We start from the raw sequence: 13167 nt of genomic DNA on the forward strand, positions 1-13167 counted from the left end.
TTTTCCGGGTGTTTTTTATCAGGAGTGCTGATAATGCTGCGCCGTTATTTATTCGAAATCACTTTGGCTACACTGGTGATGTGCGGGCTGATCGCACTATTTTTTTATTTATAGGGGTTTACGCGTCAATTAAGATTGGTGAGCTCATTACGTTTTCAGGCTAATGATAATAAAGCGGCCCATACAGCTCTAAATTATCGGAAAATCAATTACTGACAACATACATCATGGCTAATTATGTCTATAGTTAGCGGTAGCAGAACCTATGATTATCAGTTTAATCAGCAAGGTATCAGGTGTTTTGGTAGATAACCCCTTAGTCGGTAAATAAAGGCAAGGCTAATAATTTATGCGTTTATCTTCGTTGCTTCTGTTGAGTTTATTACCTCTTTCTATCTCTACAGCGCTAGCCCTGCCCTCAGCGGATAAGTCAGATGATGACAGCGCTATTGCGGATCAAACCACCCTGTTCTTCGGCAAAGATGATCGCACCGCCATAACGAGCAGTAATCAATGGCCATGGCAAGCCATTGGACAAATCGAAACTGCCAGTGGCAACCTTTGTACGGCAACATTAATCTCCCCTCACCTCGCACTCACCGCAGGCCATTGCGTACTGGCCCCACCGGGTAAGATTGATCCTGCTATTGCCTTGAGATTTATTTCTGATAAAGGCCAATGGAAATATCAAATAACAAAACTGGAAACGCTGGTGGATGCCAAATTAGGCAAAAAACTCAAACCTGATGGTGACGGCTGGATTGTTCCCCCGGCAGCGGCGGCCTATGATTTTGCACTCATTCGTTTAACGAGCAAGAAGCCGATTCCGATTAAGCCATTACCACTGTGGAATGGAACCGCCATTGAATTGACACAAGCGCTTAAACTGGTTGGCCGCAAGATAACTCAGGCAGGTTACCCTCTCGACCATCTGGAAACGCTCTACAGCCATGAAGATTGCTTGGTCACTGGCTGGGCGCAGCAGGGCGTACTATCACACCAATGCGACACATTGCCAGGTGATAGCGGCTCACCACTGATATTAAAAAACGGCGAGGATTGGTCTTTGATTGCGATTCAAAGTTCCGCTCCCGCCGCTAAAGATCGCTATCTTGCTGATAACCGAGCATTGGCGGTCACTGCCATTAAAGGCCGATTAAAAACGATCATTGATAAAGCAACCAAAACAGCCAAGTAAATTGGCTGTGAGTTGACTCAATAATGGCTGCTCTGATTATTGCCCTTTACTAACAGACTGGGGTGTTTGGTTGAATTTAAAAACAAAAGTCCCCCCTAATGCGGCGGCATATCGACTTAATGTCGTAAGGTTTGGAGAGATAATGCCTTTCTCCATACGGCTGATATTTTGCTTCTTCAGCCCCGCGCGATGGGCGACCTCTTCTTGTGTCAGATTGCATTGCTGGCGGGCAGCTTTCAGCTCAGTCATCATGGCTTGCCGAATCTGCAAATCTGTATAGGCCTCATTCACCTGAGGATTTTTTAAAGCAGCGGTCTTAACCTCAGATAATGGGATAATGTCAAAATCATCATGTTTTTTCATGACTGCAATCTCCGTTTGAGTTCCTTCATACGCTGATAGGCTAACATCAGTGTCCGTTTTGGAATTTTTTGCGTCTTCTTTTGTAAAAAGTGAATGATATAAACCTGCCGGCCCGCTTGGTGAAAGAAAAAGCCACGACCAATCCCCTCTTTCGCACTCACTCGCAGCTCTTTTAGGCCTTGCCCAATATCGCGAATCTCCGGCTCCCTCAACTCATGTCCATATGCCTCAAGCTCATCCATAGCTTTAATCAAAGCCGCCTGAATCCCTGCGGGTAACTTAACCAACTCTCGTTGTGCTAATTTTAACAAACTAATCTCATACATAAGCAATCCATGCTCCGGAAAAAACTCTAACAAATTCACCATATGTAATCAAATATGGTGACCTAAAATCAGACAAACTTTGAGCAAGCCGCCAATTTTCCGAAGCAGATATACCTGTCGTTCACGATGCTAAGCAATAACACCGCAGCCGTGTGGCACAGTTAATTTGCGGCTCTCGATAGACTTCGCATCAAAGCCGCGAGATTGCATTGATTACATAACAAAAGTAAAAATAGAATATATGAATCATATGGATGATGAATTTAATGAAGGGAACGAGCGAGGGGTTTAATGCATAAAAAATCCCGCGTTTAAATCAATAGTGATCCAGACGCGGGAGGGTATTCATCATCAATCAGACAGAAAGTTGTTCGATCGTTTGTAAAATACGTTTGTCAGAAATGGGATATAACGTCCCTAGCTGCTGGGCAAACAGGCTGACACGCAGTTCTTCAATCATCCAACGCACTTCTTTCACCTCGTCATCCTGCTGGCGTTTTGGTGGCAGCTTATTGAGCCACTGCTGCCACATTTTTTGCACATGCTCTATTCGCTGCATTTGTGCACGATCACGATGCGGGTCTATCGCCAGTTTCTCCATCCGACGCTCGATGGCTTGTAGATAGCGCAAGGTATCCGGTAGACGTTTCCAGCCATTATTGGTCACAAAACCGCGATAAATCAGGCCACCTAGCTGGGCTTTGATGTCCGAAAGCGCCAATGCCTGCGAGATATCTACCCGCCCTTTCAATCGCTTATTAATGCTGAATACCGTGGTTAGAATCTGTTCAACTTGCTTGGCGATTTCGACGACGGTCTCATTCAGCTCAGCGCGTACTTTTTCCTGTAGCTGGGCAAAATCGGCCTCCTGCCACACTGGACCACCATACTGGGCGACGAGTTTATCTACGCCACAGGCGATGCAATCATCAATCAGATCCATCACTTTGCCATAAGTATTGAAATAGAGTCCGAGCTTGGATTTATTCGGCAATTTCTCATGCAAATACTTAATCGGTGAGGGAATATTCAGCAGCAATAGCCGCCGAGTCCCCTGCCACATGGCCTGTTGTTGCTGAACTTCAGTATCAAATAAGCGGATCGCGACACTCTCTTTTTCATCCACCAATGCCGGGTAGGCTTTCACTTCATATCCGCCACGGCGCTGCGTATAACAAACAGGCAGATCGCCAAAGCTCCAGATATGTAAGTCATTTTGTTCAATACCGTCATCGGCAACAGCGGAGAGTGTTTCCTGTACTTTTGCGTGCAACTGCAACTTCAGGGCCGCGAGATCTTTACCTTCACGAAGTGTCCGATTTTTATCATCCAGCACCCGGAAGGTCATTTTCAGATGATCTGGCACTTGTTCCCATTGCCAGCTATCACGTGACACTGTCACACCGGTCATGCGCCGTAGCTCGCGCTCCAATGCCTCTAGCAGGTCAGTTTCCAGTGGCGTGACCCGCGCAAGGAAGGCCTCGGCATAATTGGGGGCCGGGACAAAATTGCGCCGTACCGGCTTGGGCAGTGACTTGATCAGCGCAATGACCAGTTCACGTCGTATCCCTGGGATCTGCCAATCAAAACCCTGCTCCTGAACTTGATTCAGAATCGGCAACGGAATATGCACGGTCACCCCATCAGCATCCGTACCCGGCTCAAATTGGTAGGAGAGCCGCAACTTAAGCGCTCCTTGATACCAAAAATTAGGGTAATCCAGCGGGTTAACTTTGTTCGCGCCATCTTTGATAAGCATGGTTTTTTCAAAGTTCAAGAGTTCCGGCTGGGTCTGGCTGGCTTTCTTCCACCAATTATCAAAATGGCGGGCAGAAATAACATCACGACCGATTCGCTGATCATAGAAGTTAAACAGCGTCTCATCATCCACCAGAATGTCGCGCCGACGGGATTTGTGTTCTAGCTCCTCCACTTCGGCCAGTAGTTTTAGATTAGCGCGGAAGAAGGTATGACGAGTTTGCCAATCCCCCTCCACCAAGCCGTGGCGAATAAACAACTCACGGCATAGCGGCGGGTCAATCGGGCCGTAATTGATTTTACGCTCAGTGACGATCGGCAAGCCGAATAAGGTGACTTTCTCGCTGGCCATTACCGCACCCTGCGCCTTCTCCCAATGCGGATCGCTGTAATGGTGTTTCACCAAATGCTGGGCTAGGGGTTCAATCCACTCCGGTTCGATGCGGGCAGCAATGCGCCCCCATAGGCGGCTGGTTTCGACCAGTTCGGCCACCATGCTCCATTTCGGCGGTTTTTTGAATAAACCGGAGCCTGGGAAGATGGCAAATCGCGCATTTCGTGCACCGGTATACTCTTGCTTATCAACGTCTTTCTGGCCGATATGGGATAGCAAGCCAGTCAGTATCGCGGTATGAACACTGCGGTAATCCGCCGCAACGCTATTGACCGGGATCCCCAGCTCTTTCACCACCTGACGCAGTTGAGTGTAAATATCTTGCCATTCGCGTACACGCAGATAGTTCAGGAAGTCGCTACGGCATAATTTGCGAAATTGCGCCGATGACAGCTCTTTTTGCTGCTCTTTCAGATAGTCCCATAGATTAACAAAGGCAAGAAAATCAGAGTCTTTATCTGCAAAACGGCGGTGTTTTTCATCCGATGCCTGCTGCTTATCCATCGGACGTTCGCGGGGATCTTGAATCGATAACGCCGAGGTGATAATCATCAACTCCCGCACGCTACCACTTTTCTGCGCTTCCAAAACCATACGCGCCAAACGAGGATCGACCGGCAATTGCGCCAACTGACGGCCTAGCGGAGTGAGCTGCTGATGACCATTTTCGGCGGTTTGTATCGCACCCAGCTCTTCTAGCAACCGCACACCATCTTGGATATTGCGTTTATCCGGCGCTTCCACAAATGGGAATGCCGCAATATCCCCCAGACCCAGTGAGGTCATTTGTAGAATCACGGAGGCCAAATTGGTGCGCAAAATTTCCGGATCAGTAAATTCTGGGCGCGAAAGGAAATCCTGCTCCGAATAGAGACGGATACAGATACCATCCGATACACGGCCACAGCGGCCTTTGCGCTGATTCGCCGAGGCTTGAGAAACTGGCTCAATCGGCAGTCGCTGCACCTTAGTGCGGAAACTATAGCGGCTGATGCGGGCTGTACCGGGATCGATAACATACTTGATGCCGGGCACGGTCAGTGAGGTTTCGGCCACGTTAGTTGCCAGCACAATCCGCCGCCCGTGGTGGGACTGAAACACCCGATTCTGCTCGCTATTTGATAAGCGCGCATAGAGTGGCAGCACTTCGGTGTGGGGCAAGTTTTGCTTGGTGAGCGCATCAGCGGTGTCGCGAATCTCACGTTCGCCGCTCATAAAGATCAGAATGTCGCCGGGGCTTTCATGGCTCAGCTCATCTACCGCATCAAAAATGGCCTGTAACTGGTCGCGTTCAACATCATCCGCATCATCCACAATGGGCCGATAACGAACTTCCACCGGATAGGTACGGCCTGAGACTTCAATGATCGGCGCATTATTGAAATGCTTGGAGAAGCGCTGCGGATCGATGGTCGCCGAGGTAATAATGACTTTCAGATCAGGGCGTTTGGGTAATAACTCGCGCAAATACCCCAAGATGAAATCGATATTCAGGCTGCGTTCATGGGCCTCATCGATAATCAAGGTGTCATATTGCATCAGCAGACGATCCTGCTGAATCTCAGCCAGCAAGATACCGTCGGTCATCAACTTAACCAGCGTATTCTCGCCCACTTGATCGTTAAAGCGCACTTTATAGCCGACACAACCACCTAGCGAGGTGTCCAGCTCATCGGCAATGCGGTTAGCCACGGTTCGAGCTGCCAGCCGCCGAGGCTGGGTATGACCGATCACCCCTTTCACGCCGCGCCCCAGCTCCAGACAAATTTTGGGGAGCTGAGTCGTTTTACCTGAGCCAGTTTCACCCGCGACAATCACCACCTGATGATCACGAATGGCATTAAAAATGTCTTGTTTCTTCTGGCTGACCGGCAAATTTTCGGGATAAGTGATGGCCGGACAGGCCGCACGACGACTCGTCACACGCTGCATTGCGGTAGCGATTTCAGCTTCGATTTCGCGAGTCATGGCCTCAACGGCCTCGGGATTATTGACTTTTCGTGCGCCTTGCAGCCGACGCCGCAGGCGTTGTTGGTCACGGAGCATCAACTCACCGAGTTGGGAGGATAATGCTGCGAGCGAAGATTTCACGTTCAGTATTCCTTGTTACGATGCGGCTGCCACCGATGGCGTCAGCCCAATGATTTTATGCTATGAATTTGATTCTCGGATATTTTTTATTAATCGGTATCAATCTGTTATCCGTCGAGACGCGGTTAGCAATCCAGCGTTTTTACTCTATAAATCTCTACCTGATATGGTAACACAGCCAAGGATTACGCCGTAACCCAGCCAGCATCTCTTGGTGATTATCATCGTTCAATAAAATCGAACAAAGAACGCAAAATATTGCGCTATCCATGGTAGGAAAATATGCATAAAGTATATCTCATTGAAAGGGCGACTCGCCTAAGTCTCTGTTACCTGTTAAGGAATTACGATGAGCAAAGTTCTGGTTCTGAAATCAAGCATTCTGGCAACCTATTCTCAGTCCAACCAATTGGCTGACTTTTTTGTTGAACAATGGCAAGCCGCCCACGCAGGTGACGAAATCACAGTACGTGATCTGGCTGCTCAACCGATTCCTGTGTTAGATGGCGAGCTGGTTGGCGCGCTGCGCCCTTCAGATGCGGCACTAACACCACGTCAACAAGAAGCTCTGGCACTGTCTGATGAGTTGATTGCTGAATTGCAGGCTAACGACGTGATCGTGATGGCTGCACCTATGTACAACTTCAATATTCCGACTCAACTGAAAAACTATTTTGACCTGATTGCCCGCGCGGGTGTGACCTTCCGTTACACCGAGAAAGGCCCAGAAGGTCTGATCACTGGCAAACGTGCCATTATCTTGACCAGCCGTGGCGGCATTCATAAAGACACCCCAAGTGATCTGGTTGTGCCTTACCTGCGCCTGTTCTTGGGCTTTATCGGTATTACCGATGTTGAGTTTGTGTTCGCAGAAGGGATCGCTTATGGCCCTGAAGTTGCCACCAAAGCACAAGCAGATGCTAAAGAGTTACTGGCTCAAGTGGTTAGCGCTTAATGAATGACTTTCGCGCATCAATGTTTCTTCGTTAATGCGCGACGGGAAGTGACCTTGTATTACCCTCGTTTTACCCAGTAGTGCTATTGAATTAAGTCATACCATTAATGCCAGTCTGTTCAAAAACGGACTGGCATTTTTTTATCTGTAATACGATAGACCCGCCCTCTCGTCAGCTCGATATCAATATCAGCCGTAACCTTTGCTGCATAATAGTGAGCTATTGAAGTTGGGGATACGGTGAATGACAATCAGAAAGGGGTTAGGCGCGGCGAACAGTACAAATAGGCGACGTTTAATGCGACATCGCCCGTTAACATCATAAACTCAGCCGAAAGATTAATGGCAAATTTGCGCCAACTCTTTATCACTCAGGCCGGTCGTTTTCATTATGATGGAGCGAGCCACACCATTAACCAGCATAGCGCTAGCAATTTTCAAGGTAGTTTCCATTTTACCTTGCATGTGGCCTTTTTGTTCCAGTTTCTGTGCAATCGTCATGAGTAACTCCTTGTGCTGTGGCGAACGGTGGGCCAGTTCCCAGATAAACGTTTCCGGCGCGGCAGCTTCACCATTCTGTAGCATATAATTCATCACAGATATTAGCTGATCTCCGTTAGTGTAACCACTGGATATCAGCCTGACCAGTTGATCTGATAATTCAGACAGATCACGCCGCCGGATGTGTTTTTGCAGCAGTTCCAATATGGCAATGCCTCTGTGCGTCATGATTTCATCATCAGGGATCACCGTCACATCAACTAGCGGGAAATCGCCGCCATACAACCGCCCTGCCAGAGTTGGCTCGTTAAACGCTTGCAGCCAACCCATGGGATATGGGTACGGTGTCACCTGTCCATGATAGAACAAGATGGGGATCACCAGTGGCAGTTGGTCGTTGCCCGCATCAAGATGGCGCTGCATGGCCGCAATGGCATAGCGCATTAGCCGAAAAGCCATATGCTTATCAGGTGAACTTTGATGTTCGATTAGGGCATAAACATAGCCCTCCTGTGTCTGCGTTTTTAACGAGTAGAGAATATCAGAGTAGAAAGCACGCAGATCATTTTCGATAAAACTGCCCGATTCCAGTTGCAGCGTGTCTAGGTCACAGATTTGCCGTAATTCAGGTGGTAAATGGATCTCCAAAAAGTCACGGGCGGTTTGTTGATGGGTCAAGAATTGTTTAAAAATAGCATCATGGGGTGTCGGTGTCGTTTTCATCGGGCGACAGTAGCATAATCGCCCTATGAAATTGAATACTAAGGTTTATTTTCAGATTTTTGTTACATAGAACTGCCCTTTTATGGTTACCCTGCTTCCATAGGAGGAAGCAGGATGGGTCTTATTTTAATCTGCGTTTTCTATTTTTCTCTGATAGCTCATATCAGGTTTAAATAGCCAATGTGAGAGCAAGAGTGAAAAACCGGATAATGCAATATAAGCACCGGCATAGATCAGATCATAAGTCACCAGATAGCTAATAATGAGGGGTGTTAATCCCCCTGCCAGCATTGATGATATGTTGTAGCCCACACTGAGGGTGGTGGTTTGGCCATCGGCAACATTCGCTAATACCGAGGGGCCTGTACTGGATATCATGGCGGTATTGATTGTAATAATTAGTTGGGCAAGCAGAATTAATTCAACCACATTACTGCGCATCACATAATATAAGGGTACAGAGAATAGAATTAATCCGATCACCCCGGCATTGAATACTTTTGCTGATGAGCTGTATTTATCGGTTAACCAACCACAGATCAGCATAAAAAAGAGTATTAATGCGGATGATAGGATGGCATACACACTTTTGAAATCGCCCAGTTGTAAATTATCGCGGATAAGGGAGCTTGACATATTTTGGGCATAAAACACTACAGAACCCGGAATGTTAATTAGGAATATTTGAAATGACTTTTGCCAATTTATCCGGCGATAACGCCCTTGAGCAGTGGGTTGAACCGGTAATCTGGCCCGAAACCAAAAACTAAACGCAATATTCACCACGCCCAATAACAGCGGGATACGCCAACCTAGGGTCTGCATTGTTACGGGGTCAAGGGATCGTTCAAGCAATAATACCAGTGATAATGAGACGATAACGCCCGTTACTGCACTGCCCACAATCAGCGCCGATATCCTGGCGCGTTCATTATTGGCTGCATCATTAAAGAGATAAGTGGTGAGTGTTGGCCACTCTCCTGCGTAACTGAAAGAGAGCGCCATTTGCAGCACTAAAATAGCCAATGGGGTAAAGGGGCCAAGGAGGCTGATGGGTAATAGTGCCATGCACAGTGTGGCGCTGCCGCTGATAAAACTGGTAAGGATCAGGGCAGATTTTCGGCCCGCTTTATCCGCATAACGGCCAATAATATAGCCACCGATGGGCCGGGCAATAAACCGCAAGGCAAATATCCCCCACACCATCTGCGTTGCCTGCTCATATCCTTGACGTTCTAGCTCTGCGGTGAGATAGACGGATATGGCAGCAAATACGGCAATATCATAATATTCCAGTGCATTCCCGGCGACTGCACCCAATCTAAATTTCCATTTCATTTAATGTCCTTTATATTATTTTTTTGTCTTCTTTTTCTGAACAACCTTTTCTATTCTGTTCATTACGTGGGAAAATAGTTGTTACATGCCGTTACGCCTCAAGGATAAGCAATCAGTGTTTCCAGACAGGATAAGGTGACGCCATGCTCCTTAAGCGCATTAAACAAACCGCCAGATGAATGATGCTCACAATTTAACTTCTGTTTTATTCGCCGAATACGGATATGTTCAGTGGTTATTGAGCACCCCTGAATGGCGGAGATCTCTTTTACTTTTCGATGAGATAGTAACAATCGAATAGTGATCATCTCCTTGCGTGTAAATCGGATATTACCAAATCGCATAAATGGCTGTATATCAAGTAACTCTCCCATTGGGCCATGCGAATTTTTAATAACGCTCTTCTTAATGGATACTTTTTCACGCAATGGTAATATAATATCCCGACATTGTTTCCAAACACGATGTGCATAATCAGAAATAATCGGTTTCCATTTATAGAGCGCCATCACATCAGTAAATGATGGTTTATACTTGGAATTAATAGACAACAATTCAAATACATTTCCATATTGAGTGCAAATATCAATCTTACTCTCTCTTTTTTTGTTTTTTGATAATGTTTCCATGTATTTTGGAGAGTATCCATCCCAATACTGAGCACCAGGAGTAACACGCTCACTCATTAGAAAATCCAAATCAGCATCAAAATAAGTCAAGTGCCATTCATAACTACTTGGCATTACCAATATGCTTTCATCAGTAAGATTTACTTTGCTATAACTGATATCTATATTATCCCAGTCAAATTGACTCGAAAAAACCCTTCTTAAATTTAAGCTATTTTTCTCAACAACATTATTTTTCACATCCATAATAAACCTCCTAACATTCATGGGTAAACAGTGAACAAATCAAGAGAGGACAAAGTTATACCATGATCTTTGAATGCATTAACCAAGCCAACTGATGAGTGTTGTTCACAATTTAACTTCTCTTTTATTTGCTGGATACGTGCATATTCTGATGTGAGTGAACATCGTTGAATAGCAGATATATCTTCTATCTTCAGATCAGACAGCAATAATCGAATGGTGATGATTTCTTTACGAGTAAACTGAATATTCCCAAATCTTATATAGGGATGAGAGTCCACAGATACTGCCGAGGAATTATCCGCAGAATCTTCATAGAGGGGTATGTCTTCTCGTAACGGTAATATAACATCCTGATTCTGGCTCCATACACGCTCGGCATAATGAGCTATGATTGGTTTCCATTTATAAAGAGTCATCACATCAGTAAATGATAAATTACGCCTGGAATTAATAGATAAAAGTTCAAAAACATTTTCATATTGAGTGCAAATATCAACTTTACTCTCTCTCTTGCTATTTTTCAGTAATGTATCAGTGTGTTTAGATGAATAATTACTCCAATATTGAATCCCTGGTACAATACGTTGACTCGTCAATAAGTCCAAATCGTCATCATAATAGATTAAGAACCACTCATAACTACTTGGCATTGTAAATATAGATTTATTGATCAGATCTACTTTCCCGTAAGTGACATCCATATCATCCCAATCGAAAAAATTTGAAAAAATCCGCCTCAAATTTAAGCTATTCTTTTCAATTCCGCTATTTTTTGCATCCATAATTAACCTCCTAATAACATCACATTCAAAATAGCATATTGAATGCATATTGCCCGTCAATATATATGTTAGGGAGAATATTCACATGCTATTTACTCCTGATATTGATGAAATAGTATTTTAGATATTTTTACATCGGGGCAGTCTAATAATTAATGGCAAGCAGTAAGTATTTCAAAACCAACATTATCATATGCAACAAGTTCATTGTTACATATGATAAACGTTAACATGCCAGTCTATAGCACACAACTGTTTTCATTCAAATAAGTATATTTCAGGCATGTTGTTTCCTTTTGATTTTATATATATTTAACGCCGATGGTTAAATTAAACAATTCAAATCCACCTTAGATGAGAGTTAATTTTAAGCACGACAAACATTAATATATTAAACATTTAAAATGGAGTAAGCATAATATGAAAAATGACTGGCATCCGGCAGAGGTCATCGCCGCCATAAGAAAGAAGGGATCGACTCTTTCAGCACTATCACGTCGCGCAGGATTAAGCGGTTCCACACTGGGCAATGCCCTTAATCGCCGCTGGCCCAAGGGGGAGAGGATTATTGCGGATTATTTGGGGGTGGAGGCTTGTGTCATATGGCCATCACGTTATAAAGACAATAATCAAAGAACTAAAGATTAAGCACCCTATTATTAGTCGAAATACGATGCCCCACTAAAATAACCGCATTGACATCTCTCAGAGGCGATTCAATACGGCGGCTATTTTATAGAATGATACGCCGTGCGCTGCTGGCTTTATTCGGCTAGCAGCGCCACTGCGCGCTCTTCATCCATGAGCAAATCATTCATCCAGTGACCACTGCCCCCCGCAGACCGAATAGGCAGGCTGGCACTGGTTAAGCGGGTCCAGCTCATAGCTCACGCGCTGCCTTCCCTCCCTAGTTTGGCTGTGTCAATATCTGACGACGATAATCTTCATCATTAATTTTATTCAACAGCAAGGTCGTCATGGAAATCAAAAAGTTAAGCAGTGCTAATATTAACTTATGGATAGCGCTAAGAGAGCAGCTATGGCCGCATCATCCTGAAAATAAAACTGATGGGGAAAATATTATTCTGTCTGATGGGTTGGCTTCATTTATTGCTATAGATAACCTTGGTCAAGGCATTGGTTTCGCTGATGCATCCATACGGAACGATTATGTGAATGGTTGTATTCATAGCCCTGTTGCCTTTCTTGAGGGCATTTTTATTGTCCCATCCTCTCGGCGTGGTGGTGTTGCCAAACAGTTAGTTGATGCTGTGCAAGCATGGGGGTTAGAAAAGGGGTGCCAGGAACTGGCATCTGATACCGCATTGGATAACGTTTTATCACAACAAGTCCATGAAGCTTTGGGATTTAAGGAAACTGAGAGGGTCGTTTACTACCGCAAAGCCTCACTTAGCTAACCTCAAGCGCCCGCATTAACCGCGGGCGCTTGACCTAAATAGCTTGATGCCAGCATGGCAATACTCAGCGCTTCATCCACTGACCATTAATCCCGCGCACATATTCACCCGCTGCGGCACGGTTAACCAATTTTTGCCCCGCCAACTTGGCGACATCTTCAGTTGAGATGTGGTTTTTCTGTGCCACTTCCTGATACTTTTCGGCTCGAGCAAGATTGATTTGCTCCACCAGCGCCAGTGTTTCAGGATCTTTTTTCACCGGAGCCAGATAGCCACTGAGGGTTTCTCCCACACGCCCCTGCTGCTTTGCTTGCTCCAATGTCAGCGCAAACGCCATTGAGCTGAACAGCAGACTGCCGCTCAATATCATGCAACCCAAGATCAGCCGAATCCCCCCTTGCGTGCCACCAATCCAGCCTGAAGTTTGCTTGTTCATCATGGC

13 protein-coding genes are annotated in these 13167 nt (G+C 45.7%); 5 read left to right on the forward strand and 8 right to left on the reverse strand.

Features of this window, described 5'->3' with window-relative positions; genetic code table 11:
* The first annotated feature begins 33 nt into the window (after positions 1-33).
* Both ydgU and HRD69_RS15900 read left to right on the forward strand, forming a co-directional pair.
* Entirely contained in the window at positions 34-114 is an 81-nt protein-coding gene (gene ydgU, locus HRD69_RS20880) for a small membrane protein YdgU (RefSeq protein ID WP_455433213.1), read from the forward strand.
* A 235-nt stretch (positions 115-349) separates the two neighbouring features.
* Entirely contained in the window at positions 350-1198 is an 849-nt protein-coding gene (locus tag HRD69_RS15900) for a trypsin-like serine peptidase (protein ID WP_004874318.1), read from the forward strand.
* A 36-nt stretch (positions 1199-1234) separates the two neighbouring features.
* On the opposite strand, the gene HRD69_RS15905 is transcribed toward HRD69_RS15900, so the two are convergent.
* The 3 genes from HRD69_RS15905 to hrpA all read right to left on the reverse strand — a co-directional run bounded on the left by HRD69_RS15905 (position 1235) and on the right by hrpA (position 6130).
* Positions 1235-1561, reverse strand: coding sequence for a helix-turn-helix domain-containing protein (locus HRD69_RS15905; RefSeq protein ID WP_032813658.1), 327 nt, complete (start codon positions 1559-1561; stop codon positions 1235-1237).
* Complete coding sequence (locus tag HRD69_RS15910; protein ID WP_004874316.1) at positions 1558-1887, reverse strand: type II toxin-antitoxin system RelE/ParE family toxin; 330 nt, start codon at positions 1885-1887, stop codon at positions 1558-1560. The genes HRD69_RS15905 and HRD69_RS15910 overlap by 4 nt, the downstream gene beginning before the upstream one ends.
* A 355-nt stretch (positions 1888-2242) precedes the next feature.
* Positions 2243-6130: an ATP-dependent RNA helicase HrpA gene (gene hrpA / locus HRD69_RS15915; protein ID WP_004874315.1), complete on the reverse strand. Its 3888-nt coding sequence runs from the start codon at positions 6128-6130 to the stop codon at positions 2243-2245.
* 349 nt (positions 6131-6479) lie between these two features.
* Between hrpA and azoR the strand changes: the two genes are divergently transcribed.
* On the forward strand, positions 6480-7085 hold the full coding sequence (gene azoR / locus HRD69_RS15920; RefSeq protein WP_004874314.1) for an FMN-dependent NADH-azoreductase: 606 nt from the start codon (positions 6480-6482) through the stop codon (positions 7083-7085).
* Positions 7086-7424: 339 nt separating this feature from the next.
* On the opposite strand, the gene HRD69_RS15925 is transcribed toward azoR, so the two are convergent.
* The 4 genes from HRD69_RS15925 to HRD69_RS15940 all read right to left on the reverse strand — a co-directional run bounded on the left by HRD69_RS15925 (position 7425) and on the right by HRD69_RS15940 (position 11307).
* Positions 7425-8309: an Rpn family recombination-promoting nuclease/putative transposase gene (locus HRD69_RS15925; RefSeq protein WP_004874312.1), complete on the reverse strand. Its 885-nt coding sequence runs from the start codon at positions 8307-8309 to the stop codon at positions 7425-7427.
* 126 nt (positions 8310-8435) lie between these two features.
* Positions 8436-9647, reverse strand: a complete 1212-nt coding sequence (locus tag HRD69_RS15930) for an MFS transporter (RefSeq protein WP_004874311.1) — start codon at positions 9645-9647, stop codon at positions 8436-8438.
* A 98-nt stretch (positions 9648-9745) separates the two neighbouring features.
* Positions 9746-10522 (reverse strand): helix-turn-helix transcriptional regulator, encoded by a 777-nt coding sequence (locus tag HRD69_RS15935; protein ID WP_004874310.1) that lies wholly within the window; start codon positions 10520-10522, stop codon positions 9746-9748.
* Positions 10523-10539: 17 nt separating this feature from the next.
* Positions 10540-11307: a hypothetical protein gene (locus HRD69_RS15940; protein ID WP_032813656.1), complete on the reverse strand. Its 768-nt coding sequence runs from the start codon at positions 11305-11307 to the stop codon at positions 10540-10542.
* A gap of 420 nt (positions 11308-11727) precedes the next feature.
* On the opposite strand from HRD69_RS15940, the gene HRD69_RS15945 reads away from it, so the two are divergent.
* Positions 11728-11955, forward strand: a complete 228-nt coding sequence (locus HRD69_RS15945; RefSeq protein WP_004874308.1) for a helix-turn-helix domain-containing protein — start codon at positions 11728-11730, stop codon at positions 11953-11955.
* Between the two features lie 329 nt (positions 11956-12284).
* Complete coding sequence (aac(6'), locus tag HRD69_RS15950) at positions 12285-12725, forward strand: aminoglycoside 6'-N-acetyltransferase (RefSeq protein WP_004874306.1); 441 nt, start codon at positions 12285-12287, stop codon at positions 12723-12725.
* Positions 12726-12789: 64 nt separating this feature from the next.
* Here the strand turns inward: aac(6') and HRD69_RS15955 are convergent, their stop codons facing one another.
* Entirely contained in the window at positions 12790-13161 is a 372-nt protein-coding gene (locus tag HRD69_RS15955; protein ID WP_032813654.1) for a YdbL family probable chaperone protein, read from the reverse strand.
* Positions 13162-13167 lie beyond the last annotated feature (6 nt).

Source organism: Yersinia mollaretii ATCC 43969 (assembly GCF_013282725.1).
Taxonomy (GTDB): domain Bacteria; phylum Pseudomonadota; class Gammaproteobacteria; order Enterobacterales; family Enterobacteriaceae; genus Yersinia; species Yersinia mollaretii.

What these genes read in the sequence shown, in the direction of transcription:
- ydgU (WP_455433213.1), top strand. Translation starts at nt 34, where the DNA reads ATGCTGCGCCGTTATTTATTCGAAATCACTTTGGCTACACTGGTGATG.
- HRD69_RS15900 (WP_004874318.1), top strand. Translation starts at nt 350, where the DNA reads ATGCGTTTATCTTCGTTGCTTCTGTTGAGTTTATTACCTCTTTCTATC.
- HRD69_RS15905 (WP_032813658.1), bottom strand. Translation starts at nt 1,561, where the DNA reads ATGAAAAAACATGATGATTTTGACATTATCCCATTATCTGAGGTTAAG.
- HRD69_RS15910 (WP_004874316.1), bottom strand. Translation starts at nt 1,887, where the DNA reads ATGTATGAGATTAGTTTGTTAAAATTAGCACAACGAGAGTTGGTTAAG.
- azoR (WP_004874314.1), top strand. Translation starts at nt 6,480, where the DNA reads ATGAGCAAAGTTCTGGTTCTGAAATCAAGCATTCTGGCAACCTATTCT.
- HRD69_RS15925 (WP_004874312.1), bottom strand. Translation starts at nt 8,309, where the DNA reads ATGAAAACGACACCGACACCCCATGATGCTATTTTTAAACAATTCTTG.
- HRD69_RS15930 (WP_004874311.1), bottom strand. Translation starts at nt 9,647, where the DNA reads ATGAAATGGAAATTTAGATTGGGTGCAGTCGCCGGGAATGCACTGGAA.
- HRD69_RS15935 (WP_004874310.1), bottom strand. Translation starts at nt 10,522, where the DNA reads ATGGATGTGAAAAATAATGTTGTTGAGAAAAATAGCTTAAATTTAAGA.
- HRD69_RS15940 (WP_032813656.1), bottom strand. Translation starts at nt 11,307, where the DNA reads ATGGATGCAAAAAATAGCGGAATTGAAAAGAATAGCTTAAATTTGAGG.
- HRD69_RS15945 (WP_004874308.1), top strand. Translation starts at nt 11,728, where the DNA reads ATGAAAAATGACTGGCATCCGGCAGAGGTCATCGCCGCCATAAGAAAG.
- HRD69_RS15955 (WP_032813654.1), bottom strand. Translation starts at nt 13,161, where the DNA reads ATGAACAAGCAAACTTCAGGCTGGATTGGTGGCACGCAAGGGGGGATT.